At 69.8% G+C, this 25,565-nt stretch carries 28 protein-coding genes; 22 read left to right on the forward strand and 6 right to left on the reverse strand.

The genetic code is table 11. The features are described from left to right. The 16 genes from ABZ444_RS02270 to ABZ444_RS02345 all read left to right on the forward strand — a co-directional run bounded on the left by ABZ444_RS02270 (nt 1) and on the right by ABZ444_RS02345 (nt 14,522). On the forward strand, nt 1-657 hold the full coding sequence (locus ABZ444_RS02270) for an L-threonylcarbamoyladenylate synthase (protein WP_357971048.1): 657 nt from the start codon (nt 1-3) through the stop codon (nt 655-657). A gap of 88 nt (nt 658-745) precedes the next feature. Further along, complete coding sequence (locus ABZ444_RS02275; protein ID WP_357991447.1) at nt 746-3,058, forward strand: hypothetical protein; 2,313 nt, start codon at nt 746-748, stop codon at nt 3,056-3,058. Next, a complete protein-coding gene (locus tag ABZ444_RS02280; protein WP_357991450.1) occupies nt 3,058-3,432 on the forward strand; it encodes a hypothetical protein in 375 nt (124 codons plus the stop codon). Before ABZ444_RS02275 ends, ABZ444_RS02280 begins: the two co-directional genes overlap by 1 nt. 156 nt (nt 3,433-3,588) lie before the next feature. Next, entirely contained in the window at nt 3,589-4,854 is a 1,266-nt protein-coding gene (glyA, locus tag ABZ444_RS02285; protein ID WP_357991452.1) for a serine hydroxymethyltransferase, read from the forward strand. A 57-nt stretch (nt 4,855-4,911) separates the two neighbouring features. Further along, nucleotides 4,912-6,201, forward strand: a complete 1,290-nt coding sequence (locus ABZ444_RS02290; protein WP_357991455.1) for an MraY family glycosyltransferase — start codon at nt 4,912-4,914, stop codon at nt 6,199-6,201. A 131-nt stretch (nt 6,202-6,332) separates the two neighbouring features. After that, nucleotides 6,333-6,755 (forward strand): hypothetical protein, encoded by a 423-nt coding sequence (locus ABZ444_RS02295; protein ID WP_357991458.1) that lies wholly within the window; start codon nt 6,333-6,335, stop codon nt 6,753-6,755. Nucleotides 6,756-6,820: 65 nt separating this feature from the next. Then, the gene (locus ABZ444_RS02300) at nt 6,821-7,036 is read left to right on the forward strand and encodes an AtpZ/AtpI family protein (protein ID WP_229824207.1); all 216 of its coding nucleotides are present in this window, start codon (nt 6,821-6,823) and stop codon (nt 7,034-7,036) included. Between the two features lie 67 nt (nt 7,037-7,103). Further along, nucleotides 7,104-7,901, forward strand: coding sequence for a F0F1 ATP synthase subunit A (gene atpB / locus ABZ444_RS02305; RefSeq protein ID WP_357991461.1), 798 nt, complete (start codon nt 7,104-7,106; stop codon nt 7,899-7,901). Nucleotides 7,902-7,970: 69 nt separating this feature from the next. Beyond that, nucleotides 7,971-8,204 (forward strand): ATP synthase F0 subunit C, encoded by a 234-nt coding sequence (gene atpE, locus ABZ444_RS02310; protein ID WP_036327412.1) that lies wholly within the window; start codon nt 7,971-7,973, stop codon nt 8,202-8,204. Nucleotides 8,205-8,235: 31 nt separating this feature from the next. Next, a complete protein-coding gene (locus ABZ444_RS02315) occupies nt 8,236-8,787 on the forward strand; it encodes a F0F1 ATP synthase subunit B (protein ID WP_352320415.1) in 552 nt (183 codons plus the stop codon). Beyond that, nucleotides 8,787-9,596, forward strand: a complete 810-nt coding sequence (locus ABZ444_RS02320) for a F0F1 ATP synthase subunit delta (protein WP_357991463.1) — start codon at nt 8,787-8,789, stop codon at nt 9,594-9,596. The genes ABZ444_RS02315 and ABZ444_RS02320 overlap by 1 nt, the downstream gene beginning before the upstream one ends. 40 nt (nt 9,597-9,636) lie before the next feature. Next, nucleotides 9,637-11,286, forward strand: a complete 1,650-nt coding sequence (atpA, locus tag ABZ444_RS02325) for a F0F1 ATP synthase subunit alpha (protein WP_357991466.1) — start codon at nt 9,637-9,639, stop codon at nt 11,284-11,286. Between the two features lie 3 nt (nt 11,287-11,289). Next, a complete protein-coding gene (locus tag ABZ444_RS02330) occupies nt 11,290-12,192 on the forward strand; it encodes a F0F1 ATP synthase subunit gamma (RefSeq protein WP_357991469.1) in 903 nt (300 codons plus the stop codon). Nucleotide 12,193: 1 nt separating this feature from the next. After that, nucleotides 12,194-13,642: a F0F1 ATP synthase subunit beta gene (atpD, locus tag ABZ444_RS02335; RefSeq protein WP_357991471.1), complete on the forward strand. Its 1,449-nt coding sequence runs from the start codon at nt 12,194-12,196 to the stop codon at nt 13,640-13,642. 68 nt (nt 13,643-13,710) lie between these two features. After that, complete coding sequence (locus tag ABZ444_RS02340; RefSeq protein WP_080042501.1) at nt 13,711-14,112, forward strand: F0F1 ATP synthase subunit epsilon; 402 nt, start codon at nt 13,711-13,713, stop codon at nt 14,110-14,112. Nucleotides 14,113-14,141: 29 nt separating this feature from the next. Further along, nucleotides 14,142-14,522: a DUF2550 family protein gene (locus tag ABZ444_RS02345; protein WP_357991474.1), complete on the forward strand. Its 381-nt coding sequence runs from the start codon at nt 14,142-14,144 to the stop codon at nt 14,520-14,522. Here the strand turns inward: ABZ444_RS02345 and ABZ444_RS02350 are convergent. Then, a complete protein-coding gene (locus ABZ444_RS02350; RefSeq protein ID WP_357991476.1) occupies nt 14,519-15,109 on the reverse strand; it encodes a cob(I)yrinic acid a,c-diamide adenosyltransferase in 591 nt (196 codons plus the stop codon). The two genes, ABZ444_RS02345 and ABZ444_RS02350, sit on opposite strands and share 4 nt — an antisense overlap. A 127-nt stretch (nt 15,110-15,236) precedes the next feature. Here ABZ444_RS02350 and ABZ444_RS02355 point away from each other — a divergent pair, with 127 nt between their 5' ends. From ABZ444_RS02355 to ABZ444_RS02370, 4 genes are all read left to right on the forward strand, one after another. Further along, the gene (locus ABZ444_RS02355; protein ID WP_357991478.1) at nt 15,237-16,133 is read left to right on the forward strand and encodes an ATP-binding cassette domain-containing protein; all 897 of its coding nucleotides are present in this window, start codon (nt 15,237-15,239) and stop codon (nt 16,131-16,133) included. Next, the gene (locus ABZ444_RS02360; RefSeq protein WP_357991481.1) at nt 16,130-17,239 is read left to right on the forward strand and encodes an ABC transporter permease; all 1,110 of its coding nucleotides are present in this window, start codon (nt 16,130-16,132) and stop codon (nt 17,237-17,239) included. Before ABZ444_RS02355 ends, ABZ444_RS02360 begins: the two co-directional genes overlap by 4 nt. Further along, nucleotides 17,240-18,409, forward strand: coding sequence for a histidine kinase (locus ABZ444_RS02365; protein ID WP_357991484.1), 1,170 nt, complete (start codon nt 17,240-17,242; stop codon nt 18,407-18,409). A gap of 64 nt (nt 18,410-18,473) precedes the next feature. Continuing rightward, on the forward strand, nt 18,474-18,791 hold the full coding sequence (locus ABZ444_RS02370) for an STAS domain-containing protein (RefSeq protein ID WP_352324282.1): 318 nt from the start codon (nt 18,474-18,476) through the stop codon (nt 18,789-18,791). A 168-nt stretch (nt 18,792-18,959) separates the two neighbouring features. On the opposite strand, the gene ABZ444_RS02375 is transcribed toward ABZ444_RS02370, so the two are convergent. The 5 genes from ABZ444_RS02375 to nucS all read right to left on the reverse strand — a co-directional run bounded on the left by ABZ444_RS02375 (nt 18,960) and on the right by nucS (nt 23,783). After that, a complete protein-coding gene (locus tag ABZ444_RS02375) occupies nt 18,960-19,502 on the reverse strand; it encodes a TetR/AcrR family transcriptional regulator (RefSeq protein WP_357971065.1) in 543 nt (180 codons plus the stop codon). Nucleotides 19,503-19,646: 144 nt separating this feature from the next. Then, the gene (locus ABZ444_RS02380; RefSeq protein ID WP_357991487.1) at nt 19,647-21,119 is read right to left on the reverse strand and encodes an aldehyde dehydrogenase family protein; all 1,473 of its coding nucleotides are present in this window, start codon (nt 21,117-21,119) and stop codon (nt 19,647-19,649) included. A gap of 32 nt (nt 21,120-21,151) precedes the next feature. Next, nucleotides 21,152-21,709: a GNAT family N-acetyltransferase gene (locus ABZ444_RS02385; RefSeq protein ID WP_357991490.1), complete on the reverse strand. Its 558-nt coding sequence runs from the start codon at nt 21,707-21,709 to the stop codon at nt 21,152-21,154. Nucleotides 21,710-21,712: 3 nt separating this feature from the next. After that, nucleotides 21,713-23,014, reverse strand: coding sequence for a carotenoid oxygenase family protein (locus tag ABZ444_RS02390; protein ID WP_357991493.1), 1,302 nt, complete (start codon nt 23,012-23,014; stop codon nt 21,713-21,715). A gap of 106 nt (nt 23,015-23,120) precedes the next feature. After that, a complete protein-coding gene (gene nucS, locus ABZ444_RS02395) occupies nt 23,121-23,783 on the reverse strand; it encodes an endonuclease NucS (protein ID WP_357971069.1) in 663 nt (220 codons plus the stop codon). Nucleotides 23,784-23,819: 36 nt separating this feature from the next. On the opposite strand from nucS, the gene ABZ444_RS02400 reads away from it, so the two are divergent. Then, nucleotides 23,820-25,268 carry a 3-hydroxybutyryl-CoA dehydrogenase gene (locus tag ABZ444_RS02400; RefSeq protein WP_357991496.1) on the forward strand — a complete coding sequence of 483 codons (1,449 nt, stop codon included), beginning with the start codon at nt 23,820-23,822 and terminating at the stop codon, nt 25,266-25,268. Further along, on the forward strand, nt 25,265-25,555 hold the full coding sequence (locus ABZ444_RS02405) for an ATP/GTP-binding protein (RefSeq protein ID WP_357971071.1): 291 nt from the start codon (nt 25,265-25,267) through the stop codon (nt 25,553-25,555). The genes ABZ444_RS02400 and ABZ444_RS02405 overlap by 4 nt, the downstream gene beginning before the upstream one ends. The last annotated feature ends 10 nt before the right edge of the window (nt 25,556-25,565 follow it).

Below are 25,565 nucleotides of genomic sequence, written 5' to 3' on the forward strand. Positions count from 1 at the left end.
ATGCACGCCGTGGGAAGACGCTTTGACTGCTCCGACCTCGACCAGCGCGCCGAGGGCCTGATCGAGGCCGCCACCGCCGTGCGCCGCGGCGAGCTGGTCGTGCTGCCGACCGACACCGTCTACGGCATCGGCGCCGACGCGTTCATGCCGCCGGCCGTCACCGCGCTGCTCGACGCCAAGGGGCGCGGCCGCGACATGCCGCCGCCCGTGCTCGTGGGCACCGTCAGAGCCGCCACAGCGCTCGTGGACGACCTCGGGCCTTATGGGCAGGATCTCATCGACGCCTTCTGGCCCGGGCCGCTCACGCTGGTCTGCAGGGCCAACAGGGCACTTTCCTGGGACCTGGGCGACACCAAGGGCACGGTCGCCGTCCGCATGCCGCTCCACCCGGTCGCCCTCGACCTGCTCAAGGAGACCGGCCCGATGGCCGTCTCCAGCGCCAACCGCTCCGGCGCCCCCGCGGCGACGACGGCGGAGGAGGCCGAGGAGCAGCTCGGCGACTCGGTCGCGGTCTACCTCGACGGCGGCAAGACCACCGACAACACGCCCTCGACCATCCTCGACCTCACCACGGCGGTGCCCCGGATGTTGCGCCGCGGCGCGATCCCCGTCGAGAAGCTGCGCGGCATCATCGGCTACGTCGCCACCGACGACTGACGTATACCGTCTTCTTATCCCGGCTGCGGCGATGCCACGGCCGCGATTACCGTGAGTCCCGGAACGGCGACACGTCCGGGAGTGGCCCATGGGCAAGTTCGACGGCATGGATCCGCAGCTGGTCCGTGACCTGCTGACCGAGGTCAAGCACGCGTCCTCGACGCTGCGCACGGCCGAGGACCAGGTCAGGGCGGTGCTCAGCCGTGCCGGGCTGTCCGCGCGGAGCACCCACCGTCCGGTGCAGGTGGCCGACTCCGCCGATCACATGGTCAAGGACGTCAACGCCCGGCTGGCCGTACTGGAGAAGCGCGCCGACGGGAAGCTGGGCGACACGTCGAAGACGGGTGGCGGCGGCACGGCCGACGAGCCCAAGGAGTCGCGGGGCACCCGCGGCGACAAGTACGGCAACCCCCGCGCCGACGACCCGCCCAAGCACACGAACCCCGCCACCCCCGAACAGCCCGCCGACCCGAAACCCACCCACCCCTCCAGCCCGAAGGACCACGACCCGAAACCCACCGACCCACCCCCGAAAACCCCCGACACCAAGCCCACGGACCCACCCGCACCGAAAGACCACGATCCCAAGCCGACGGAGCCGCCTGCGTCGAGGGACCACGACCCCAAGCCGACGGACCCGGCGACGCCGAAGGACCCGGACAGCAAGACCGGCGACGGTGCCAAGGCCGACGGGGACGGCAAGGCGTGCGACGGTGCCGACAAGGACACCGGGACCAGCGGAAACGACACCAGGACCGACGATCGGACCGGTGACCGCACGGACGGACGCAGCGACGGCCGGACCGGCGACACCCCGGCCGCCGACGACCCCAAGGCGCCCGACCAGGACAGCAGGCGCGACCGGGGAGCGGAGGCCGACACCGGCACGGCGAACGTCCCCGCGAACGACCAGCCGGATGACCCGCACAAGCCGCAGGTCGTGGTGGTCGACGGCGTGAAGGTCCTCCAGGTCCCCATCGACCCGCCCACGGCCGAACAACTGGAGTCCCTGCTCAAGAACGTCGACAACGTGCAGCCCGCCGACATGCCGACCGTGCGCGCCGATGGCGCCGCGACGGCGACGGGCGGAGGCGAAGGGCTGTCGGTGCCGACAGGAGAGGGCGGCACCGACCCCTCGACGACCACCTCAGGCACCACCGGCCACCACCATGGCACCGCCACCGGCCACCCCTACGGCAGGTCAGAGGGCACGGGCGCCCACTTCGGCACCGCAGGCGACACGACCTCCCACAATGGCACCCAAGGTGACGTGGCCACCCACTCCGGCACCACCGGGGACACCTACCGCAACACCACCGGGGACACAGGCGTCCACCAGGGCACCCCAGGGGACGCGGGCAACGCCCACGGCACCCACACCGACGGCGCCTCCTCCACCGGAACCCGCCCCGACGCCACCACAGGCACCGGCACCCAGCCCATCGGCGACACCGGCCGAGCCGACGGCGCAAATGGCCACACGGACACCGGCACAGGCCGAGCCGACGGCTCCGGCGGTGGCGCGATCAGCGACAACGGCCGCTCCGACGGCGGCGTTACGGACACCGGCCGCACTGACGGCACTGCCTGCGCCGACGACAAGGCCACGAACGGCAACCGCACAGACACGGGCACCGCCGACGGCAGCCGTGATGCCGGCAGTGGCAGCGGCGACGGGCGTGCTGATGGGGGCGCGGATGGTGGGCGTGCCGGCGTAGGGACCGGTGGTGGCGGGGGCGATGCGGGTCGCGCTGATGGCGGCGCGGTGAACGGTGGTCGTGACGTCGGTGGCGGGTACGGCGAGGGCGGGCGTGCCGATGTAGGGACCGGTGGTGGCGGGGGCGATGCGGGTCGCGCTGACGGCGGTGCGGCGGACGCCGGTCGCGCTGATGGTGGGGCTGGGGACGCCGGTCGCGCTGATGGTGGTGTCGCGGGCGATGGTCGGGTCGGTGCAGACGGGGGTGGGGCTGGGCGTGGTGACGGTTCTGGTGGGGTGCGGATTCCGCCTACGGCGCCTGGGGGAGGGGCCGCCGTATCTGGTGGAGGAGACGTATCGGCTGGTAGTGGCGATGCCGGGGGGCACGGCGCGGCCGTCTACAGCACCGGGGGGCATGGTGTCGGGAGTCATGGCGATGGTGGGGGACAGGGTTCGGAAGGCGGGAGCGCCGGTGGAGGGTGGGTGAGTGAGGGGGACGGAGTTGTGGCTGTGGATGTGTCCACGGCCGGACCGGAGGCGATCAGGACTCTGATCGACAACGTTCGGGACGTTCAGCCGCTCGACATGCCCTCCGTGGAGGTTCCGCCCGGTGAGTACGGCAAGGGTGACTGGGCGCCCAGGGACATCAGGCCGGACGGTCCATCGGGTGAGGTCGATCCCGGGACGCCGGGAAGGAGCGTGTGATGTACGTCGACCCGCCCGCCCCCAAGCCCAGGAGCAGGGACGAGATGCCGCCCGTCACCGCCGCGGGCCCACTGGACAACCAGCCGCTGGCCTACGAGTTCAACCCCGACTACGAACGTCTCGTCACCGCCTGGAACACCGTCCTGCCCATGCTGGAGAAGCTCAGCACGGCCCTCGACAAGGCGTACTCGCTGGCCAAGAGCCCGCAGACCTGGGACGCGCCGGTCGGCGATCGTTATGTGCAGGACATCCGGGAATGGCGGTCCAAGCTGGCCCTCTACCGTCACGCCGTGCTCACCGCGATCAGTGACGAGGCCGACGACACCCCGAGATGGATCCCCAGCCAGACCGGCGCACCCCACGCCTTCCCCTGAGCTGCGCGGTCGCGGTCTGGCCTTCGCAGGCGACCGCTCTCATGGCCCCCTGACCGTCACGGACCTCCTGCCCTCGCAAGCGACCACCCTCGCAAGCGACCACCCTTGCGGGACAGCTATCTGGGCAAATCGGACATGCGGTCGTACAGTGGAGAAATGGGTGGGGAGCCGTACTACGGGCCCGACTTCGGGCGGTTGCGGCGGCAGGATCCGGAGCTGGCGCAGGTGCTGCTCGACGAGCTCGAACGGGAACGCGCCGGCATCCAGCTGATCGCCGGCGAGAACTTCACCTCCCCCGCGGTCATGGCCGCCCTGGGTTCCACCCTCACCAACAAGTACGCCGAGGGCTACCCCGGCAGGCGCTACTACGGTGGCTGCGAGGTCGTCGACCGGGCCGAACGCCTGGCGGTGGAGCGGGCGCGCAGGCTGTTCGGGGCCGAGCACGTCAACGTCCAGCCGCATTCCGGCGCCAGCGCCAACCTGGCCGCCTACGCCGCCCTGCTCCAGCCCGGCGACACCATGCTCGCCATGGCGCTCCCGCACGGCGGCCACCTCACGCACGGCTCGAAGATGAACTTCTCGGGACGATGGTTCGACGTCGCCTCCTACGGCGTGCGGCGCGACACCGAACTCATCGACCACGACGAGGTGCGGGACCTGGCGCTGCGACACCGGCCCAAGGTCATCGTGTGCGGCGCGACGGCGTACCCGAGGCTGATCGACTTCTCGGTCTTCCGCGGCATCGCCGACGAGGTGGGCGCATGGTTGCTGGCCGACGTGGCGCACCCGATCGGGCTGATGGCGGGCGGGGTGATCCCCTCGGCGGTGCCGTACGCGGACGTCGTGACGCTGACCACGCACAAGGTGCTGCGCGGGCCGCGCGGCGGCGCGATCCTGTGCACGGAGGAGCTGGCCGCCAAGATCGACCGGGCGGTGTTCCCGTTCGTGCAGGGCGGGCCGCTGATGCACGCGGTGGCGGCCAAGGCGGTGGCGTTCGGGGAGGCGCTGCGGCCGGAGTTCGCCGAGTACGCGGGGCGCGTCGTCGCCAACGCCCGCACGCTCGCCGACGCGCTGGACGGGGAGGGCATGCGTCCGGTCACGGGCGGCACGGACACCCACCTGGCCCTGATCGACCTGCGTGAGCTGGGCGTCTCGGGCGCCGAGGCCGAACGGCGCTGCGCGGCCGCCGGCATCACGCTCAACCGCAACGTCATCCCGTACGATCCGGAGCCGGCGGCCGTCACCTCCGGGATACGGGTGGGCACGGCGTGCGTGACCACGCAGGGCATGGGCCCGCGGGAGATGAAAGAGGTGGGGAGTCTGCTGTCGACGGCCGTGCGCGACCCGGCCGTCGCGCCCGAGGTCAGGGAAAGAGTGGCGGCGCTTCTCGCCATCCATCAGCCATATCTCAGCGAATATTAAGCTGGTCTGTGTCGGTTTCCGGTCACAGCTGGCCGGAGCATCCGGGAAACTAGGTCCGTGCGCGAATACCTGTTCATGGCGCTCATCTCGGCAGCGGTGACGTATCTGCTGGTGCCGCTGGTGCGGCGCTTCGCCATCCGCATCGGCGCCATGCCCGAGGTCCGTGAGCGCGACGTGCACACCACGCCGACGCCGAGGCTCGGCGGCCTGGCCATGTACGGCGGCCTGGTGGTCGGCCTGCTGGTCGCCAGCCAGCTGAAACACACCGGCGAGGCGCTGTCGGAGTCCGACGGCAGGGCGGTCACCGCGTTGATCGTCGCGGGCGGCCTGATCACGCTCACCGGCTTCCTCGACGACTGGTGGGGCATGGACGCCTTCATCAAGCTCGGCGGGCAGATCGCGGCGGCGGGCGTGCTGGTCTACTTCGACCTGCGGCTGCTCTACATCCCGCTGCCGAAGGACTGGGGCGGCTCCACCAGCCTCGACTACACGCTGAGCACGATCATCACCATCATGGTCGTGGTCGTCACCATCAACGCCGTGAACTTCGTCGACGGGCTCGACGGGCTCGCGGCCGGCATCGTGTGCATCGCCGCCATGGCCACGTGGGCGTACTCGATCCTGCTGGCCCAGAGCATGAGCGTGGGGAACATCACCACCACGGCGGCCATCGCGGCCGTGCTCATCGGCACGTGCCTGGGCTTCCTGCCGCACAACTTCCATCCAGCCAAGATCTTCATGGGCGACACCGGGGCGATGCTGATCGGGCTGGTGCTCGCCTCCTCGATCGTCACGGTGACACCGCTCGACCCGGCCGCCATCGAGGACATGAACAAGGTCCCAGTGCTGCTGCCGCTGATGCTGCCGGCGGCGGTGCTGGTCCTGCCGCTGATCGACCTGATCACCGCCGTGGTCCGGCGCACGTCCCACGGCATGTCGCCGTTCGCGCCCGACCGCGGTCACCTGCACCACCGGCTGCTGGACATCGGCCACTCGCACCGCCGTTCGGTGCTGATCATGTACGCGTGGGCGTTCCTGTTCGCCTTCGGCATGGTGGCGATGTCGCGCGAGGGCGTGCCGGTGCTGCTGTTCGTCGTGGTCATCGTGCTGGCGCTGGCGGTGCTCGTGCTGATGGCGGCGCCGCGGTGGCGGGGGAGGGGCGGCGCGCACGCCGCCACGCGCGACAAGCAGCCCGACGACGACGGCCCGCCCACCGGCCCGATGCCGCCGATCGGCCCGGACACCCAGGTCAGGCGGCAGATGCCGCCGCAGGGCGGCCCTTCGGCGCAGGAACGCGCGAGTGCCGAGGGCAAACCGGTCATTCCTGCATTTCCGAGCCGTCCGTGATCGGGAACTAGAAACGGCAGGTAAAAGCGGTCTTCCGTGAGCTTGTGATATCTTTCACGAGCAGGGACCTCCGGACGCACATGTTCTGGAGGTAGCAAACGCTCGCTTGACAACATGCTGATGGAGCACCGATGCAGGCCAACGACGTGCGCGTACTCAAGAGCGCCGCTGTTCCGACCTTCGCGGTCGGGGTGGTCGCGGTCATCGTGGCGTTCCTCCTGGCGGGCGGCAAGGGAGCGCTCGGCGCGGCCCTCGGCACCTTGCTCGTCGGGGTTTTCTTCAGCATCAGCGTGGTAGCGGTCTCCTATGCCGCCCGCGTCTCCCCGCAGATGATGGCGATCGCGGCCATGGTCAGCTACCTCGTCAAGGTCATCGCCATCATGGTGGTGCTCTCCGCCTTCCGTGAGACCACCGTCTGGAACACCCAGGCCTTCGCGTGGTCCGTGGTCGTGTGCACGCTCGTCTGGACCGGATTCGAGGTCCGCGCGTTCATGAAGACCAAGATGCTCTACGTCGACCCCGAAGCCTCGGTCCCCGGAAAGGGTGACTCATGAGGCAGGTAAAGGGATGGGGTCCGATATGACTAGTCCTCTACTCGCCTGCTATCGTCGGGGCCGCGATGAGCGCACAGGAACGCCGACCGGAACACGACGGTCGCGACTTCTCCGATGCCATGTGGTCAGTCCCCAGCTATCTGCTCGCCGGGATGGCGGTCTATGGCGGTCTCGGGTGGTTGCTGGACCGGTGGCTCGACATGTCCGCGTTCTTCCCCATAGGCGTGGTCCTTGGGGTCGTGCTCGGCGGCTATGCGGTCTACCGGAAGTTCGGTCGCTAACCCGACGCAGCGATCGCCTCGCTGAGGAAACCCTTGTGATCCACTACGACGTTGAAGGGAACGCCGCGTGATTGCGCTGACGGTCCTCGCCCCCGAAGACAACTTCCGGGCGCCATCGCCCGATGAGCTGTTCAATTCGTTCACGCCGATCATCCCTGGGGTGAGCTGGTTCACCAAGCCGGTGCTGCTGGCGATCCTCAGCGCGCTCGCGGTGATCGCCGTGTGCTGGGTGGCCTTCGCCAAGCCGAAGCTCGTGCCGAGGGGCACCCAGAACGTCGTCGAGTACGGCTACATGTTCGTCCGTGACCAGATCGCCCGGCCGTTCCTCGGCAAGGACGCCGATCGGTGGATGGGCCTGCTGGTCACGCTCTTCTTCCTGGTCCTGTTCTGGAACATCCTCGGTGTGATCCCGCTCGCGCAGTTCCCGGTCGCCTCGCACATCGCGTTCCCGGCCGTGCTCGCGCTCTCGATCTACGCGATCAAGGTCTACCTGGGCGTCAAGCACCAGGGCGGCATCGGCTACTTCAAGAACATGATGTTCCCGCCCGGCCTGCCCAAGCCCATCTACTTCCTCCTGGCGCCGATCGAGTTCCTCTCGAACATGATCATCGCACCGTTCACGCACGCGGTCCGACTGTTCGCGAACATGTTCGCCGGTCACATGCTGCTCGCGTTCTTCAGCATGGTCGGCTTCTGGTTCCTGTTCGAGAAGCTGACGCCCTTGGGTGCTCCCGTCGGCGTGGTGGGCGTGCTCATGACGATCCTCCTTACCGGGTTCGAGATGTTCATCCAGTTCCTGCAGGCGTTCCTGTTCGCGATGCTGGCGGCGATGTACATCGGCGGCGCGCTGCACCCGGATCACTGAGAACCACATACCGGAATATCCATGACCGGTGGGACTCCCTTCACCGGCCGTCCAGTAAAGGAAATAGCAATGAGCGTTCTCGCTGAGGTCTCCGGCAACGTCACCGCCATCGGTTACGGTCTCGCCGCCATCGGCCCCGGCATCGGCGTCGGCATCATCTTCGGTCAGGGCGTGCAGGCCATCGCGCGTCAGCCCGAAGCGTACGGCCTGATCCGCCAGAACATGCTCCTCGGCTTCGTCCTCACCGAGGCCCTCGCCCTGATCGGTCTGGTCGCGCCCTTCATCTTCCAGGGCATCAAGTAGACCGGAAGAATTCTGACGAAAGGCTGCACCCATGATTAAGGCAGCTACGCTCCTCGCGCAGGAGGAAGGTGCGAACCCGCTCCTTCCGCACACGTTCGAGCTCGTCGTCGGTATCTTCTCGTTCCTCGTCGTTCTCCTCGTCGTCGGCAAGATTCTCGTACCGCGTATCCAGAAGACGCTGGCCGAGCGGACCGACGCGATCGAGGGTGGCATCAAGAGGGCCGAGGAGGCCCAGGCCGAGGCGCAGAACCTGCAGCGGCAGTACGCGCAGCAGCTCGAGGAGGCCCGCCGCGAGGCCGGCCGGCTCCGCGAAGAGGCTCGCGAGCAGGCCGCACAGATCAAGGCGGAGCTCCGCGAGGAGGCGCAGGCCGAGGCCCGTCGTCTCGTCGAGGCCGCGCACGCCCAGATCGAGGCCGACCGCGCCGCCGCGTTCGCGCAGCTCCGCACGGAGATCGGCCGTCTGTCCACCGAGCTGGCCGGCCGCATCGTCGGCGAGTCCCTCGAGGACGAGGTCCGCCAGAGCCGGATCGTGGACAGGTTCCTCGACGAGCTCGAGAGCAGCAACGCGCAGGCGGTGCGCTAATGAGAGGTCTGAGCAGGACCTCGTTGGCAGAGGTCGAGGAGCGCTTCAACGCGGTCGCGGGCAGCGCCGACCTTGGCGCGCTCTCCGACGAGCTGTTCGCCGTCGCGGATCTGCTCGACCGCGAGCACGGCCTGCGCCGCGCGTTGTCCGACCCGGCCAGGCCCGCCGAGCAGAAGGCGGGCACCATCCGCACCCTGCTCGGCGGCAAGGTCTCCGAGGCGGCCATCGCCACGACCGAGGCCGCGGTCTCGGTCCGCTGGTCGCGCGCGGGTGACCTGGCCGACTCGCTCGAACGGCTCGGCGTCGTCGCCGCCGCCGCCGAGGCGGAGGGCCAGTCCAGGCTCGACGACGTGGAGGACGAGCTCTTCCGCTTCGGCCGCATCGTCGCCGCAAACCCCGACCTCCGACGTGCGCTCGCCGACGCGGCCGCGCCCGCGGAGGGCAAGCGGCAGCTGCTGGGCGACCTGCTCGGTGGCAAGGTCGCCCCCACCAGCCAGCGCCTGATCACGCAGCTGGCGGTGCACCCGCGAGGGCGTAGCCTGGAGACGGGCTTGGAGGGGTTCGGCCAGTTCGTGGCCCAGCAGCGCCAGCGCCTGGTGGCGGTCGTGCGCAGCGCGGTCGAGCTGTCCGACGCGCAGAAGCAGCGACTGGCCGACTGGCTGCGCACCTCCTACGGTCGCGACGTGCACCTGAACGTCGAGGTGGACAAGCGAGTGCTCGGTGGGTTCTCGGTCCGCATCGGCGACGAGATCATCGACACCACGATCGTGGGACGAATTGAAGAAGTCCGCCGCCGGTTGGCCGGCTGAGGCGCAGTGAGCGCCGAATGAATAGGGAGACAGAGTAGAGATGGCGGAGCTTACGATCCGGCCGGACGAGATCCGGGACGCGCTTGAGCGCTTCGTCCAGGCGTACGAACCGGAAGGCGCCGCGCGCGAGGAGATCGGGACCGTCGTCGACGCCGGCGACGGCATTGCCCATGTCTCCGGCCTTCCCTCGGCGATGGCGAACGAGCTGCTCGAGTTCGAGGACGGCACGCGCGGCCTGGCCCTGAACCTCGACCCCCGAGAGATCGGCGTCGTGGTCCTGGGCGACTTCAGCAACATCGAGGAGGGCCAGACGGTCCGCAGGACGGGCGAGGTCCTGTCCGTGCCCGTCGGCGACAACTTCCTCGGCCGAGTGGTGGACCCGCTCGGCAACCCCCTCGACGGCAAGGGCGCGATCGAGGCCGAGGGCCTGCGCGCCCTCGAACTGCAGGCCCCCTCGGTCGTTCAGCGGCAGCCGGTGAAGCAGCCGCTGCAGACCGGCATCAAGGCGATCGACGCCATGACGCCGATCGGCCGCGGCCAGCGCCAGCTGATCATCGGTGACCGTGGCACGGGCAAGACCGCCGTCGCCGTGGACACGATCATCAACCAGCGCGACAACTGGCTCTCGGGCGACCCCGAGAAGCAGGTGCGCTGCGTCTACGTCGCGGTCGGCCAGAAGGGCTCGACGATCGCCCAGGTGCGCTCCCGTCTCGAAGAGGCCGGCGCCCTGGAGTACACCACGATCGTCGCCGCCCCGGCCTCCGACCCGGCCGGTTACAAGTACATCTCCCCTTACACCGGTTCGGCCATCGGCCAGCACTGGATGTACCAGGGCAAGCACGTCCTCATCATCTTCGACGACCTCACCAAGCAGGCCGACGCCTACCGCGCCGTCTCGCTGCTGCTTCGCCGCCCGCCGGGCCGCGAGGCGTTCCCCGGTGACGTCTTCTACCTCCACTCCCGCCTGCTGGAGCGCTGCGCCAAGCTCTCCAACGACATGGGCGGCGGCTCGATGACCGGTCTTCCGATCATCGAGACGAAGGGCAACGACGTGTCGGCGTTCATCCCGACCAACGTCATCTCCATCACCGACGGCCAGTGCTTCCTGGAGACCGACTACTTCAACGCCGGTATCCGTCCCGCCATCAACGTCGGTATCTCGGTCTCCCGAGTCGGTGGCTCGGCGCAGATCAAGGCGATGCGCAAGGTGGCCGGCACGCTGCGTCTGTCGCTGTCGCAGTATCGCGACCTGGAGGCCTTCGCGGCCTTCGCCTCCGACCTGGACGCGGCCTCCCGCGCCCAGCTGGAGCGCGGTCAGCGCCTGACCGAGCTGCTCATCCAGCCGCAGTACTCGCCGTTCCCCGTGGAGCGTCAGGTCGTGTCGGTGTGGGCGGGCACGACGGGTGAGCTCGACGAGGTTCCGGTCGAGGACATCCGCCGCTTCGAGCAGGAGTTCCTCGACTACCTGCAGAGCAGCCACAAGGGCATCTTCGACAGCATCCGCGAGACCAACGAGCTGTCCGACGACGCGGTGACCAGCCTCAAGGACGCCGTCACGGAGTTCAAGAAGGGCTTCACCACCTCTTCGGGCGAGCTCCTGGTCAAGGACGAGCCGGTGGCGCCGCTCGAGGCCGACGAGGTCGGCCAGGAGAAGATCAAGAAGGTCGTCCGTCCGGCGACGGAGAAGTAGCTCATGGGTGCCCAGCTAAGGCTGCTGCGGCGGCGGATCAAGTCGGTCAAGTCGACCGCCAAGATCACGCGCGCCCAGGAGCTCATCGCCTCCTCGCGGATCGTGAAGGCGCAGATGCGGATGCAGGCGGCGCTGCCGTACGAGCGTGAGATCACTCGCGCCGTCACCGGCGTCGTCAGCAACGCGGCCAGCGTCGACCATCCGTTGACCGTGGCGAAGGAGAACCCCGCCAAGGCGGGCGTCCTCATCGTCACCAGCGACAGCGGGTTCTGTGGCGGCTTCAACGCCAACGTCCTGCGCGAGGCCGAGGCCCTGCGCGGGCTGCTGGAGAGCCGTGGCCTGACGGTGGTGCCGTTCGTCACCGGCCGGAAGGGTGTCACCTGGCACACCTTCCGCAACCGTACGATGGGCGGCCAGTGGGTCGGCTTCTCCAGGAAGCCGGCCTACGCCGACGCCAAGGAGATCGCGCAGACGCTGATCGACTCCTTCAAGGAAGAGGCGGGGATCGACGAGATCCACATCGTCTCGACCGAGTTCGTCTCGATGCTGACCCAGAACGTCGTGGTCAAGCGCGTGCTGCCGCTGGAGGTCGAGGAGACCGAGGCGACGGCCGGCGAGACGATCCCGCCGTACTTCGAGTTCGAGCCCACCGCGGGCGACGTGCTCGAATCGCTGCTGCCGCGCTATGTGGAGTCCCGCATCTTCACGGCGCTGCTGCAGTCGGCTGCTTCGGAGGAGGCCGCGCGCCGCCGCGCCATGAAGTCCGCCACGGACAACGCCAACGAGCTGATCCGCGTGTTCACCATGCAGATGAACCAGGCTCGCCAGGCCGAGATCACCCAGGAAATCAGCGAGATCGTCGGTGGCGCCAACGCGCTGGCTGACGCCGCAGCGGGGAAAGAGTGAAATGACTGCAGAGGCTGTTGAGACTGTTGAGCCCACGTCGGCCGGTGCCGGTCGTGTGGCCAGCGTCAAGGGGCCCGTCGTCGACGTGGAGTTCCCCGTCGAGGCGATGCCCGACATCTACAACGCGCTCAACGTCGAGGTGACCCTCGGCGGCGAGACCAAGACCCTGACCATGGAGGTCGCCCAGCACCTGGGTGACAACGTGGTCCGCGCCATCTCCATGCAGCCCACCGACGGCCTGGTCCGCGGTACGGCCGTCACCGACTCGGGCCACCCGATCTCGGTGCCCGTCGGCGACATCGTCAAGGGCCACGTGTGGAACACGCTCGGCGAGTCGCTCGACGTGCCGACCGCTTCGCTCCAGATCACCGAGAAGTGGGGCATCCACCGGCCGTCCCCGCCCTTCGACCAGCTCGAGTCCCGTACCGAGATGCTGGTCACGGGTATCAAGGTCATCGACCTGCTCACCCCGTACGTGCAGGGTGGCAAGATCGGCCTGTTCGGTGGCGCCGGTGTGGGCAAGACGGTTCTCATCCAGGAGATGATCCGCCGTGTCGCCCGCAACTTCGGTGGCACCTCGGTGTTCGCCGGCGTCGGCGAGCGCACCCGTGAGGGCAACGACCTCTGGCTGGAGATGGAGGAGGCGGACGTCCTCAAGGACACCGCTCTCGTCTTCGGCCAGATGGACGAGCCGCCGGGCACCCGTCTGCGGGTGGCCCTGTCCGCGCTGACGATGGCGGAGTACTTCCGCGACGTGCAGAAGCAGGACGTGCTGCTGTTCATCGACAACATCTTCCGCTTCACGCAGGCGGGCTCGGAGGTCTCCACCCTCCTCGGCCGCATGCCGTCCGCGGTGGGTTACCAGCCGACGCTGGCCGACGAGATGGGTGTGCTCCAGGAGCGCATCACCTCGACGCGCGGTCACTCGATCACCTCCATGCAGGCGATCTACGTGCCCGCCGACGACATCACCGACCCGGCCCCGCACAACGCGTTCGCGCACCTCGACGCGCAGACCGTTCTGTCCCGGCCGATCTCGGAGAAGGGCATCTACCCCGCGGTGGACCCGCTCGACTCCACCTCCCGGATCCTCGACCCGCAGGTCGTGGGCGAGGAGCACTACCGGGTGGCCCAGGAGACCAAGCGGATCCTGCAGAAGTACCGCGAGCTCCAGGACATCATCGCGATCCTCGGTATCGACGAGCTGTCCGAAGAGGACAAGGTCACCGTGCAGCGGGCCCGCCGGATCGAGCGGTTCCTGTCGCACCCGATGTACGCCGCCGAGGCGTTCACCGGCCAGCCGGGCGAGAACGTCCCGCTGGACGAGACGATCGCCTCCTTCAAGGGCCTGTGCGCCGGCGAGTACGACCACCTGCCCGAGCAGGCGTTCTTCATGGTCGGCGGCATCGACCAGGCCGTGGCCAAGGCCAAGGAACTCGAGCGTCGCTGATCGCCCTACGGTAGTGGCACGGGTGGGAGAGCCCGTGCCGCTACCTGATCGGAAAGGAACCTGCTGAAGTGGCGAAGCTACGCGTAGGGGTTGTCTCACCCGAGCGTGAGATCTGGTCGGGCGAGGCCGACATGGTGATCGCCAAGACCGTTGACGGCGAGATCGGTATCATGCCGCAACACGCACCCGTGCTCGGCGTCCTCGTCGAGGGCGGCGTGCTGCGCGTCAAGCGGGAAGGTGAGCCCGAGCTCGTCGCGGCCGTTCACGGAGGGTTCATCTCCGTGGCCGACGATGAGGTGTCGGTGCTCGCCGAGGTCGCCGAGCTCGGTTCCGAGGTCGACGTCGCGGCCGCCCGAGACGCTCTCGACCGGGCTCAGGCCTCGATCGAGGCCAACCAGGAGGACGCCGACGCGGCGATCGAGGCCAAGCGGGCCAGGGCCCGGCTGCGCGCGGCGGGCGAAGAGGTTTAATACATACAACGGGATTCAGGGGGGCGGCCATGGTGGCGACGGTTTCGGTTTTGTTGTTGCTGCTGGTCGTCCTCGTGGTCCTGCGAGGGGTGACGCTCGCCCGTTCGCGCGGCAGCGTACCCTGTCGGCTGAAAGTGGGCAGCCGAGGGTGGCAGAGCGGGGTGGCCCGCTACGCCGACGGTGAGCTCCACTGGATTCCGCTCATGGGCGTCCGACTGAGGCCGCGCCACGCGATCGCGAGGCGCGGCCTCGTCGTTTCCGCCCGGCGTGAGATCGACGGCGGCCTCTACGCCGTCGACTGCGGCGGCACGACGCACGGGCTGTCACTGGCGATGAGCGCCGACGCCCTCACCGGCTTCCTCGCCTGGCTGGAGTCGGCGCCGCCCAGCGCGTACCTCGACGTCGCCTAGCGGGTGCCGCCGGGCTTCCAGAGGATCTCGTTGCCGCCGTGGGCGACCCGGCAGACGATGAAGAGCAGGTCGGACAGCCTGTTGAGGTATTTGGCGGTCAGCGGGTTGACGTCGTCGTGGGCCTCGAGCGCCGCCCACGTGGTGCGCTCGGCCCTGCGTACGGTCACCCGGGCCAGGTGCAGCGCGGCCGTGGCCGGGTCGCCGCCGGGCAGGATGAAGCTGCGCAGCGGCTGGAGCTCGGCGTTGAGCCGGTCGCACTGCTCCTCCAGCCGGTCGATGTAGGACTGCTCCACCCGCAGCGGCGGGAACTCCGGCTCCGCCACCACCGGTGTGGCCAGGTCGGCCCCCACGTCGAACAGCTCGTTCTGGATGCGCACGAGGAGCGCCACGAGGTCGGCGGACAGGGTGCCGTGGGACAGGGCCAGGCCCAGGCAGGCGTTGGCCTCCTCGACGTCGGCGTAGGCGGCCAGCCGGGTGTCGGTCTTGGCCGCGCGGCTCATGTCGCTCAGGTTCGTGGTGCCGTCGTCGCCCGTACGGGTGTAAATGCGGGAGAGGACGACGGGCTTGTCCTTGTCGGCACGCGTCATGAACCCAGCGTAATGACAAATGTCATCCGAACGGGACGCGCTTTCCATGTCACGTCCATGATTTCCACGACTACCAGGGCGAACGCCGCCAAAGCCACAATCTACCCATGACGAGAGAGAGGACCTGATGCTCGAGATCAGCGAGCTGCGCAAGCGCTTCGCGGGCGGTCCCGACAACCCCGGCGGCAAGGTCGCCCTGGACGGGATCAGCTTCACGGTACGTCCGGGCGAGATGTACGGCTTCGTGGGCGCGAACGGTGCGGGCAAGACGACGACGATGCGCATCGTCATGGGCGTGCTCCAGGCCGACTCCGGCGCGGTGCGCTGGCGGGACCGGGCGCTGGGCTACGACGACCGCACGCGGTTCGGTTACATGCCCGAGGAACGCGGGCTGTACCAGAAGATGCGGGTCGCCGAGCAGATCGAGTACTTCGGCCGGCTGCACGGGCTCGCCCCCGCGGCGGCGAAGAAGGCCGCCGACGAGCTCATCGAGCGGCTGGGGCTGACCGAGCGCAGGGGCGACGCGGTGCAGACGTTGTCGCTGGGCAACCAGCAGCGCGTGCAGCTGGCCGTGGCGCTGGTGCACGACCCCGAGGCGCTGGTCCTGGACGAGCCGTTCTCGGGGCTCGACCCTCTCGCCGTGGACGCCCTGGCCGGGGCGCTCCAGGAACGTTGCAGGAGCGGCGTACCGGTGATCTTCTCCAGCCACCAGCTCGACCTGGTGGAGCGGCTGTGCGACTCGGTGGGCATCGTCTCCGGCGGCCGGATGGTCGCGACGGGCACGGTGGCCGAGCTGCGCGCCGCCGAGGGCGACACGTTGCGCGTGGAGGTCCGCGACCCCGCCCCGGGCTGGGCCGATGGCCTGCCGGGCACGGTGACCGTCCACGGCGACCTGCACACCCTGCGGACGACCGAGGGCGACGACCAGGAGATCCTGCGCCGCGCCATGAAGGCCGGCCGCGTCGAGCACTTCGGGGTCGAGCAGCCGACCCTCACCGAGATCTTCAAGGAGGCCGTGGCGTGAACGGACTGATGCTGGTCGCCCGCCGCGAGATCGTCACACAGGTGCGTACGAAGACGTTCCTCGTCGGCCTGCTGGTGACCGCGCTGCTGGTGGCGGCCGTCTCCTTCGCGCCCAAGATCATGGGCGGGAACGACTCGTACACGCTGGGCACGGTCAACTCCCAGCAGCTCCCGCTGAAGGCCGCCGCGCCGGACGCCGAGTTCGAGTGGCGCTCGTTCCCCGACGAGGCCGCGGCCAAGAAGGCCGTGCTGGCCGGTGACGTGGACGCGGTGCTGGTCCACGGCGACAAGGTGCTCACCGACGGCGAGATCGACAGCAAGCTCGGCGTGCTCATGCAGAGCACCAACCGGGAGATGCGGCTCGGCGCGGCCGGGGTGACGATCCCGCCGCTGCAGGTGGTCTCCGTGGGCGTGGACACCCGCTACCAGGCGGCGAAGACCGGTATCGCCGTGGTGCTGGTGCTCGTCCTGTTCATGCTGCTCATGGGCCAGGTCATGATGGTGGCCATGGGCGTGGTGGAGGAGAAGGGCAGCAGGATCGTGGAGATCCTGCTCGCGGCGGTGCGCCCGTGGCAGCTGCTCGGCGGCAAGATCGTCGGACTGGGCGTGCTCGGGCTGATCAACCTGCTCACCATCCTCGCCGTCGGCCTGGTCGCCACGTCGGTGTCGGGGTTCGCCTCCGACTTCCCGCCGGGTCTGCCGGGGCTGGTGGTCGCCGTCCTGGTCTGGTTCGTGCTCGGGTACGCGTTCTTCGCCACGCTCGCGGCCGCGTTCGCCTCGCTGGTCTCCCGCCAGGAGGAGGTGAGCAGCGTGATGTCGCCGCTGACCATGCTCATCATGGCCACGTACTTCGTGGCCTTCTACGCCACCAACGATCCCACGGGCACGCTGGCCACGGTGATGTCCTACATCCCGCCGTTCTCGTCGATGATCATGCCGGTCCGCATGGCGGCGGCCGACGTGCCGATGTGGCAGGTGGCGGCGTCCATGGCGGCGATGGCCGTGGCGGTGCTGGCGGTGTTGTCGTTCGGCGCCAAGGTCTACGAGCGGGCGGTGCTGCGCACGGGCGCCCGGCTGAAGCTCGGCGACGTGCTGCGCGCGGGCTAGATGGACGCGATCACGCGGGCGCGGCGGCTGACCCGCCGGATGCTGAACTCGACGCTCGTGATCATGTGGATCTTCCTGATCGCGTCGACGGTGTTCAGCCTCGGCTCGGGGGCGGCAGGCCCACCGCGCCTCGTGTTCGCGACGATCGCGGCGCTCGGCTTCACCTGGCTCTACGTACGCGTCGTCGCCGCGGTCATGGAGCGCCGGTATCCCACGAGGGAGGTCGTGTGGACCGGCGCTCTGGCGTTCCTGGCGGCGGTGCTCGGCGGGGCCGACCCGATGGGCTGGGGGTTCGTGCCCATGGTCTGGCTGTCCGTGGTGGTGATCGGGCTGCCCGCGCGCAGGGCGCTGGCGCTGGGCGCGGCGACGTGCGCGGCGTGCGTCGGGCTCGGCGGGCTGTCCGTGCTGAGCGGGACGGGCCTGCTGGCGCTGAGCGGTGACTCCTTCCTCGTCTCGCTGCTCGTCATCGCCGCCCTCGACGTCGTGTGGGCCGCGGCGCTGCCCTGCACGAACAGGATGTGGGCCTGGATCTGGTCGCTGGCCGTGCAGGCCCACGAGGGCCGCGAGGCACACACCCGGCTGGCGCTGGCCGAGGAGCGGCTGCGCTTCGCCAGGGACCTGCACGACCTCGTCGGCCACCAGCTCTCCGCCATCGCCGTCAAGACCGAGCTGGCCGTACGCCTGGCCGACGCCGACGGCAAGGCCGCCAGGGACGAGATGGCGGAGGTGAACACGCTGACCCGCAAGGCCCTGCGTGAGCTGCGCCAGGCCGTGCGCGGCTACCGCGAACTTGACTTGACCGCTGAGCTGAATAGCGTGAAGGGAGTGCTCGAAGCGGCCGGCGTCCGCTGCGAGGTGCGCCTGCCGCACCGCGAGCTGCCCCAGGGCGTCGCGCCGGTGTTCGCCTACGCGGTGCGTGAGGCGGTCACGAACGTGCTGAAGCACAGCGACGCGACCTTCTGCGACATCACGCTGCGATTCACCGACCAGGAGGCGGAACTGGCGGTGCGCAACGACGGCGTGGCCCGCAGGCAGGCCGACGACCTGGGCAGCGGGCTGACCGGCATGGGTGAGCGGATGGCCGCCGTGGGCGGGCGCATGACGGCCCGTCCCACCGGCGACGGACAGTTCCTGCTGACGGCTGTCGTGTCACTCCCGATAGATGGGTAGGGGAGGAGAAGCGGGGGTTTCGATCCCGGCGACCACACGCCGTGTGCGTGATTGAGGAGGTGGCATGCGCGTCCGGCGCAATCCACGAGGCCAGACGGTGCGGATCGGCGCCCGGCTCGACGCCGGCACGTCGGCCGGCGTGCGCGAGCGGCTGCACGCCGCGCTCGACGCCGGCGAGGGCGACCTCATCCTCGACCTCTCCAAGCTGGAGATGATCGACGCCACCGGGCTCGGGGTGCTGGTCGGAGCGCATCGGCGCGCGATCAGCGTGCAACGCCGCCTCGTTCTTCGGGGGGTGCCCCCGCGGATCATGCGGATCCTGGCGGTGACCCGGCTGAATCGGGTCCTGCACGTCGAGGTTCCCGCGGCCGCGGTGGCCTGAGGTCACATATCGGGGCCGGGCGCCGATCAGCCGTCGCCCGTGCCCTTTCACGAGCCGAATATAGAGGGAATGTAGATTTCGGCTGGACCTCTATCACGGGCGTGGCCACTCGGAAAGAACTGTGAAAGTGATTATTCTGTGACCACATCACTGCGGGTAATCGGCGGGTCACGACGGACTGAGGCTGCGGATGAAGATGTGCACCGCCACCTCGACCAGATCGTCGATGTCCGGCTGCTGGTCGGCCAGTATCCATTCGATCAGCAGCTCTTGCAGGGCGCCAATTACGCCAAGTGCCACCAGCCGCCGATTCAGTGAGCGGGCCTGCGGGAAATCCGCCGACGCCTCCTCCACGAGCCGGGCGAAGGAGTCCACCGCCCGCTGACGCGAGGCTGTCAGGACGTCACCCGACCTGCGGACCTCCAGGTGCATGATGCGGGCCCGCCGCCAGTCGGCGGCGGCGAACTCGATATAGGCGCGAATCCCCGCCTTGACTCTTCCGTCAAGCGTGCCCGGCGCCTCCTGTAACGCTTTGGCCACAACCGCGAGGCTTTCCTCCACGCACCGCTCGTGCAGCGCCTGGAGCAACTCCTCCCGGCCGCCGAAACATTCGTAGAAGGCGCGGTTGGAGATCCGCGCCTCCGAGCACAATCTTTCGATGGTCGTCGCCGCGAAACCTGGTTTCGCGTATAGCGTGTAGGCGGCCGTCATCAGCCGCTCGCGTCTGTCCGCCAGCCTTTGCTCAGCCGACATTCCCCGGTAAGACCGGTTCACATTCCACCCGTCCAACATGATCGTGGCCCCCAGAGCACACAATTATGGACGGATGATCGGATTTGGGAAAGAGCGCGATGATTATCTTTTACGTCGTCCGTGCAAGAACGTGACAAGCCTGATCAGTCGCTCAAGCTCGTCGGACCCCCTCCTGAACGAGGTCAGGTTCATGCCGGGCAGGGCGAAGCGCTGGCGGGAGACCGCCTTCGGCCTGGTGAACTCGCGTAGACCGTCGGCTCCGTGGATGCGGCCGAACCCCGAGTCGCCGATCCCGCCGAACGGCAGCGCGGGCACCCCGGCGAAGGAGATGACCGAGTTGACGGCGGTCATCCCGGTACGCATCGCGCGTGCGAGCTGCGTCGCCCGGCGGGCGTTCCGCGAGAAGATCGTGCCCGCCAGCCCGTACGCCGAGGCGTTGGCCAGCTCCAGCGCCTCCTGCGCGTCGCGGGTGCGCCGGACGGTGATCGTCGGCCCGAACGTCTCCTCGCGCACGGCCGGGGAGTCCTCGGGCACGTCCGCCACGATGACCGGGTCGACGAACGGCGCCCGTACCGAGCCGGGGCCGCCGGTCACCACTGTTCCGGACTTGGTGGCGTCGTCGATGTGCCGCCGGATGATGTCGATCTGGGCGGGCATGGTGATCGGGCCGTAGTCCTGGCCGGCCCTGACCCGGGCGGCGCGCTCCGACAACTCCCGCATGAACGGCTCGTACACCGCGTCCACCACGTAGACCCGCTCGACGCCCGCGCAGGTCTGGCCCGCGTTCGACATCGCGCCCCACAGGCAGGCGTCGGCCGCGGCGGGCAGGTCGGCGTCGGCGTCCACGATGAAGGCGTCCTTGCCGCCGCACTCGGCCACGATCGGCGTGAGGTTCTCCGCGCACGCCGCCATGACCCGCTTGGCGGTGGCGGTCGAGCCGGTGAAGGCCACCTTCCGCACCCGGGGGTCGGCGGCCAGCGCCGCGCCGGTCTCGCCGAGCCCGGTCACCGTCTGCAGCACCGGCTGCTCGGGCACCGACTCGGCGAACAGCTCCGCCAGCCGCACGCCCACGCCAGGGGTGAGCTCGCTGGGCTTGAACACGACCGCGTTGCCGGCGGCCAGCGCGTACGCGATGGACCCCATGGGGGTGAACACCGGGTAGTTCCACGGGCCGATCACGCCGACCACGCCGAGCGGCAGGTACTCCAGGGTGGCGGCCAGGTTGAGGCCCAGCATGCCGGTCGCCACGCGGCGGCGGCCCAGCACCTTGGCGGCGTTGCGGGCCGCCCAGTCGAGATGCGTGACGGCCAGCACGATCTCCAGCGTGGCGTCGCCCACGGGCTTGCCGGTCTCCTCGTGCACCAGCGCGGCCAGCTCCCGCAGGCGCCGCGTGATGACCGCCTTGTAGTCGAGCAGGCGGCGCCTGCGCTCGCCCGCGGGCAGGGCCGCCCACCACTCCGCGGCCGTCTCTGCCCTGGCCACGGCCTCGTGCACGGCCTGGGCGTCGTTCTTGGGGTGACTGCCGACGACCTCGCCGGTAGCCGGGTTCAGTGAGTCGAACGTCAGCGTGGTCATGGCGTCACGATAAACCGGTAAGCCGTCGCTTACTAGCTCCGGGGTGGGCGCAGCATCCCCCACACCGGCGGCCCGTCCGGCAGCGTGAACCGGTCGGTGACCGCGAACCCGAACCGCTCGTAGAAGGGCACGTTCGACTCCTTGCTGCTCTCCAGGTAGACGGGCAGGCCGCCGCACCTGGCCAGGCCCGCGCGCAGCAGCGCGCCGCCCACGCCGGTGCCCTGGAGCTCGGGCACGGTGCCGAGCTGGGCCAGGTACCAGTAGGGGCCGCCGGGCTTGTGCCGGGCGAACTCCTCCTCCAGCAGCAGGCCCTGGCGCACCCGGTCACCCATGGCCGCCAGCAGGCCGGGCACGGCCGCCTCCGCGTCGGGCCGGTGGCCCGGTGGGTCCCACAGCGCGACCCCCGCCACGGCGCCGCCCCCGCTGAGCGCCGTGTCGGTGAATGCGTGCATGTGCCGGGCGATCGTGGCGAACATCCCCGCCGCGCCGCGGCCGCCGGGCAGCAGCCACCCGACCACCGGATCGTCGTGGAAGGCCCTGGCCAGCGCCCCGCCTGCGGCGTCGAAGTCGCCGGACGGCCTGATCTCCACCGGTCAGCCCTCCGCGAACCACGAGCCGTGGAAGCCCGCCGGCACCCGCCTGGGCAGCCGCACCGACGCGACGTCGGACAGGTCGCTCGCGTCCAGCACCAGCAGCTCGGACGACTCCCCGGAGGTGACGATCGACAGCAGCCACCCCTCGTCCTCGCCCGTGGCGCCCTCGGCCGGCACGAACACGGCCTCGCCGGTGGCGCCGCCGGTCTTCCTGACCTGGGCGGAGCCGTCGCGCAGGTCGTACTTGACGACGGCGTCGGCGCCCACCGTGTAGAGGTGGCGGCTGGGCCGGCCGAGCAGGTCCTCGTTGAACGTGGGGAACTCCACGCCGCGGTCGTCCAGCGCCTCCTCCGTCGCCGTGCCGGTGGCCGGGTCGAGGGTCCAGCGGTGCAGGGCGGCCGCGCCGGCGGCGCCCGCGTGCCGGGCCGGGTCGGCGGTGCCGCCGATCTGCTTCCAGACGGCGGACCACGCGCCGGGGGAGTAGCGGGCGGCGTTCAGGACGACGCGCCCCCGCTCGTCCTCCCAGGCGTTGCCGACATGGAACACGTAGCAGGGGTCGACGTCGAACCAGCGGGTCGGGCCGCCCGTCCGGGGGGTGACGCCGATCCTGGCGCCGTAGTCGTCCTCCCAGGCGTACGGCATGCCGCGGCGGTTCAGGTCGAACACCACCGGCAGGTCCAGCCAGAGCAGGTGATGTTCGGTGACGGCGAAGTCGTGCATCATCGTCGGCCCCGGCACCTCGATCTCCCTGCTCTCCACCAGCTCGCCGGCGGCCGAGAGCCGGTGGTAGGTGAGGAACGGCGGGAAGTACCCGTAGCCGAAGAAGTGCAGCTCGCCGGTGAGCGGGTCGTGCTTGGGGTGGGCGGTCATCGCGGTGGCCAGCCGTCCGCCGAAGTCGCACGGGCCCACGGTGGCCAGCTCGGGCGTCACCTCGTGCGGCAGGCCGTTCTCCACCAGCGCCAGGATGCGTCCGGCGTGCCGGACGACGTGCGTGTTGGCGGTCACGGCGGCGAGGTCGACGCCGGTGTCGGAGACGAACGGCGCGTCGTCGGTGAACTTGCTGGTCCGCACCCACCGGTTGCGGTACCACTCGGCCCGCCCGTCCCGCAGCCGGACGCCGTGCAGCATGCCGTGCCCGGCGAACCAGTGGCCGGGATCCTCGCCCGGCCGTGGATTGGGCCCGTTGCGGAAGTAGCGCCCGGTCAGCTCGGCGGGCAGCGCGCCCGTGACCTCCAGGTCGCGCGCCTCGATCTCGTCGGGTACGGGCGCCAGGTCGCCGCTGAGGTACGCGGGAACGTCCATGAACACTCCAATCTCGATATGTCGAAACTAGAACGTCCATGATAGACGTGTCAATACAGGAACGTCAGGCCATGGGAAGTCCCGGCCCGCAACGAGGCCGGGAGCGCTAGAAGAGGGTCGGGTTCTCCGGCTCGATGCCCCGCAGGGCGGCGTAGTCGAGGGTGACGCAGTCGATGCCCCGGTCGGTGGCCAGCACGCGCGCCTGCGGCTTGATCTCCTGGGCCGCGAACACCCCGCGCACCGGCGCGAGCAGCGGATCGCGGTTGAGCAGCTCCAGATAGCGGGTGAGCTGCTCGACACCGTCGATCTCGCCGCGCCGCTTGATCTCGATGGCCACCGTGGCGCCCAGCGCGTCGCGGCACAGGATGTCGACCGGCCCGATGGCCGTCATGTACTCGCGGCGGATCAGCGAGTAGCCCTCGCCCAGGGTCGTGATGTGCTCGGCCAGCAGCTCCTGGAGGTGGGCCTCGACGCCGTCCTTGATCAGGCCGGGGTCGACGCCCAGCTCGTGGCTGGAGTCGTGGATGATCTCCGCCATGGTCAGGACCAGCTTCTCGCCGGTCTTGCCGTGGGTGACCGTCCAGGTCTCGCCGTCCTCCTTGAGCTTGCACGGCGGATTCATCCAGTTGAGCGGTTTGAAGGCGCGGTCGTCGGCGTGAATGCTGACGCTCCCGTCCGCCTTGATGAGGACGAGCCTCGGCGCCATCGGCAGATGAGCCGTGAGCCGTCCGATGTAATCCACGCTGCACCGCGCGATGACCAGCCGCATGACGGTCCACCTTAGCGGCTCTGGAAAACTGGTCGCATGGCGTTTGAAACGGTGGGAGTTGTCGGGCTCGGCACGATGGGCGCCGGGATCGCCGAGGTCTTCGCGCGTGCCGGGCTTCGGGTGATCGGTGTCGAGGCCGACGCCGAGGCGCTGGCCAGAGGGCGCGGGCACGTCGAGCGCTCCACGGCCAGGGCGGCCGACCGGGGCAAGCTGACGGCCGCGCAGCGGGCCGAGATCCTGGGGCGCATCACGCTGACCACCTCGCGCGAGGACCTGCGCGAGGCCGACCTCGTGATCGAGGCGATCCCCGAGGTGCTCGACCTCAAGATCTCGCTGTTCCGGGACCTCGACCGCGTCTGCAAGCCCGAGACGGTGCTGGCCACCAACACCTCCTCGCTGCCGGTCACCGCCGTCGCCGCCGCCACGGGCCGTCCCGAGCGCGTGGTCGGCATGCACTTCTTCAACCCGGCGCCGGTGATGCGGCTGGTCGAGGTGGTGGGCACGGTGGTGACCGCGCCGGGGGTGGTCTCGGAGATCTGCGAGCTGGCCGGGCGGCTGGGCAAGACCGCCGTACCGGCGGGCGACCGGGCCGGGTTCGTGGTCAACCGGCTGCTGCTGCCCTATCTGAACCACGCCGCCGTCCTGCTGGAGCTGGGCATCGCCACGCGCGACGGCATCGACGACGCGATGCGGCTGGGCGTGGGGCTGCCGATGGGGCCGTTCGCGCTGCTCGACCTGATCGGGCTCGACACCGCGTACGAGGTGATGGAGGTGCTGTTCGACGAGACGCGCGACCGCCGGCACGCGCCCTCGCCGCTGCTGCGCGAGCTGGTCACCGCCGGGCGGCTCGGCCGCAAGAGCGGCCACGGTTTCTACGGGCCGCAGGAGCCGCCCAAGGAGCCGGAGAAGTCCACGGTCATCACGTTCGGCATCGACGGGCCCGACGTCCACGGGCTCGGCGAGCGGTTGTCGGCCTCCGGGTTCGGGCCGTCCGACGCGCCCGACACCGTGCTGCGCTGCACCGACCGCCCGGTGATCGAGCACGCCGTGCGCCTGTCCGACCCCACCAGGATGGTCGGCGTGCACGTCGTCGGCGACAAGGTGGCCGAGCTGGCCGGCACCGCGCTCACCTCGCCCGGGGCCGCCAAGGCGGCGCGCGACCTGATGCGGGTCGCCGGTCTGGTGCCCGTCTCGTGCAAGGACCGGGCCGGGTTCGTGGCCGACGCCCTGCTGTTCCCCTACCTCAACGACGCCGTCCGCATGTACGACGCCGGATACGCCTCCATCGCCGACATCGACGCCGCCATGCGGCTGGGCTGCGGCTACCCGGACGGCCCGTTCGAGATGCTGCGCTACCTCGGCCTGGCCAGGGTCCGCGACGGCCTCAGGGCCCTCTACGCCGAGTACCGCGAGCCCGCCTTCGCCCCCGCCCCCCTGCTCGACCAGCTCGTCACGGCCGGTGTGAGCGAGTTCCCCCGCTCATGAGCCCCCGCCGCGCCCGCCGGAGGGACGACTCCCGCCCTCTCGGCCTTCCCACCGGCAACGACAAGGTGGAGGAATGGCCGGACGGCGACTGGAAGGTGCGCATGCTCACGGGCGCGTCCTCGACCAAGACCTACCGCTGCCCCGGCTGCGACCAGGAGATCCTGGGCGGCAGGCCGCACCTGGTCGCCTGGCCCGACTGGCCGGGCGGCGACGAGGAGCGCCGCCACTGGCATCCGGCCTGCTGGCGCAAGAGACTCGACCGCGGCCCCGGCCGCAGCCGCTACTAGGAGGACCCCC

Origin of the sequence: Nonomuraea sp. NPDC005730 (assembly GCF_040630865.1) — a bacterium.
Lineage (GTDB): Bacteria > Actinomycetota > Actinomycetes > Streptosporangiales > Streptosporangiaceae > Nonomuraea.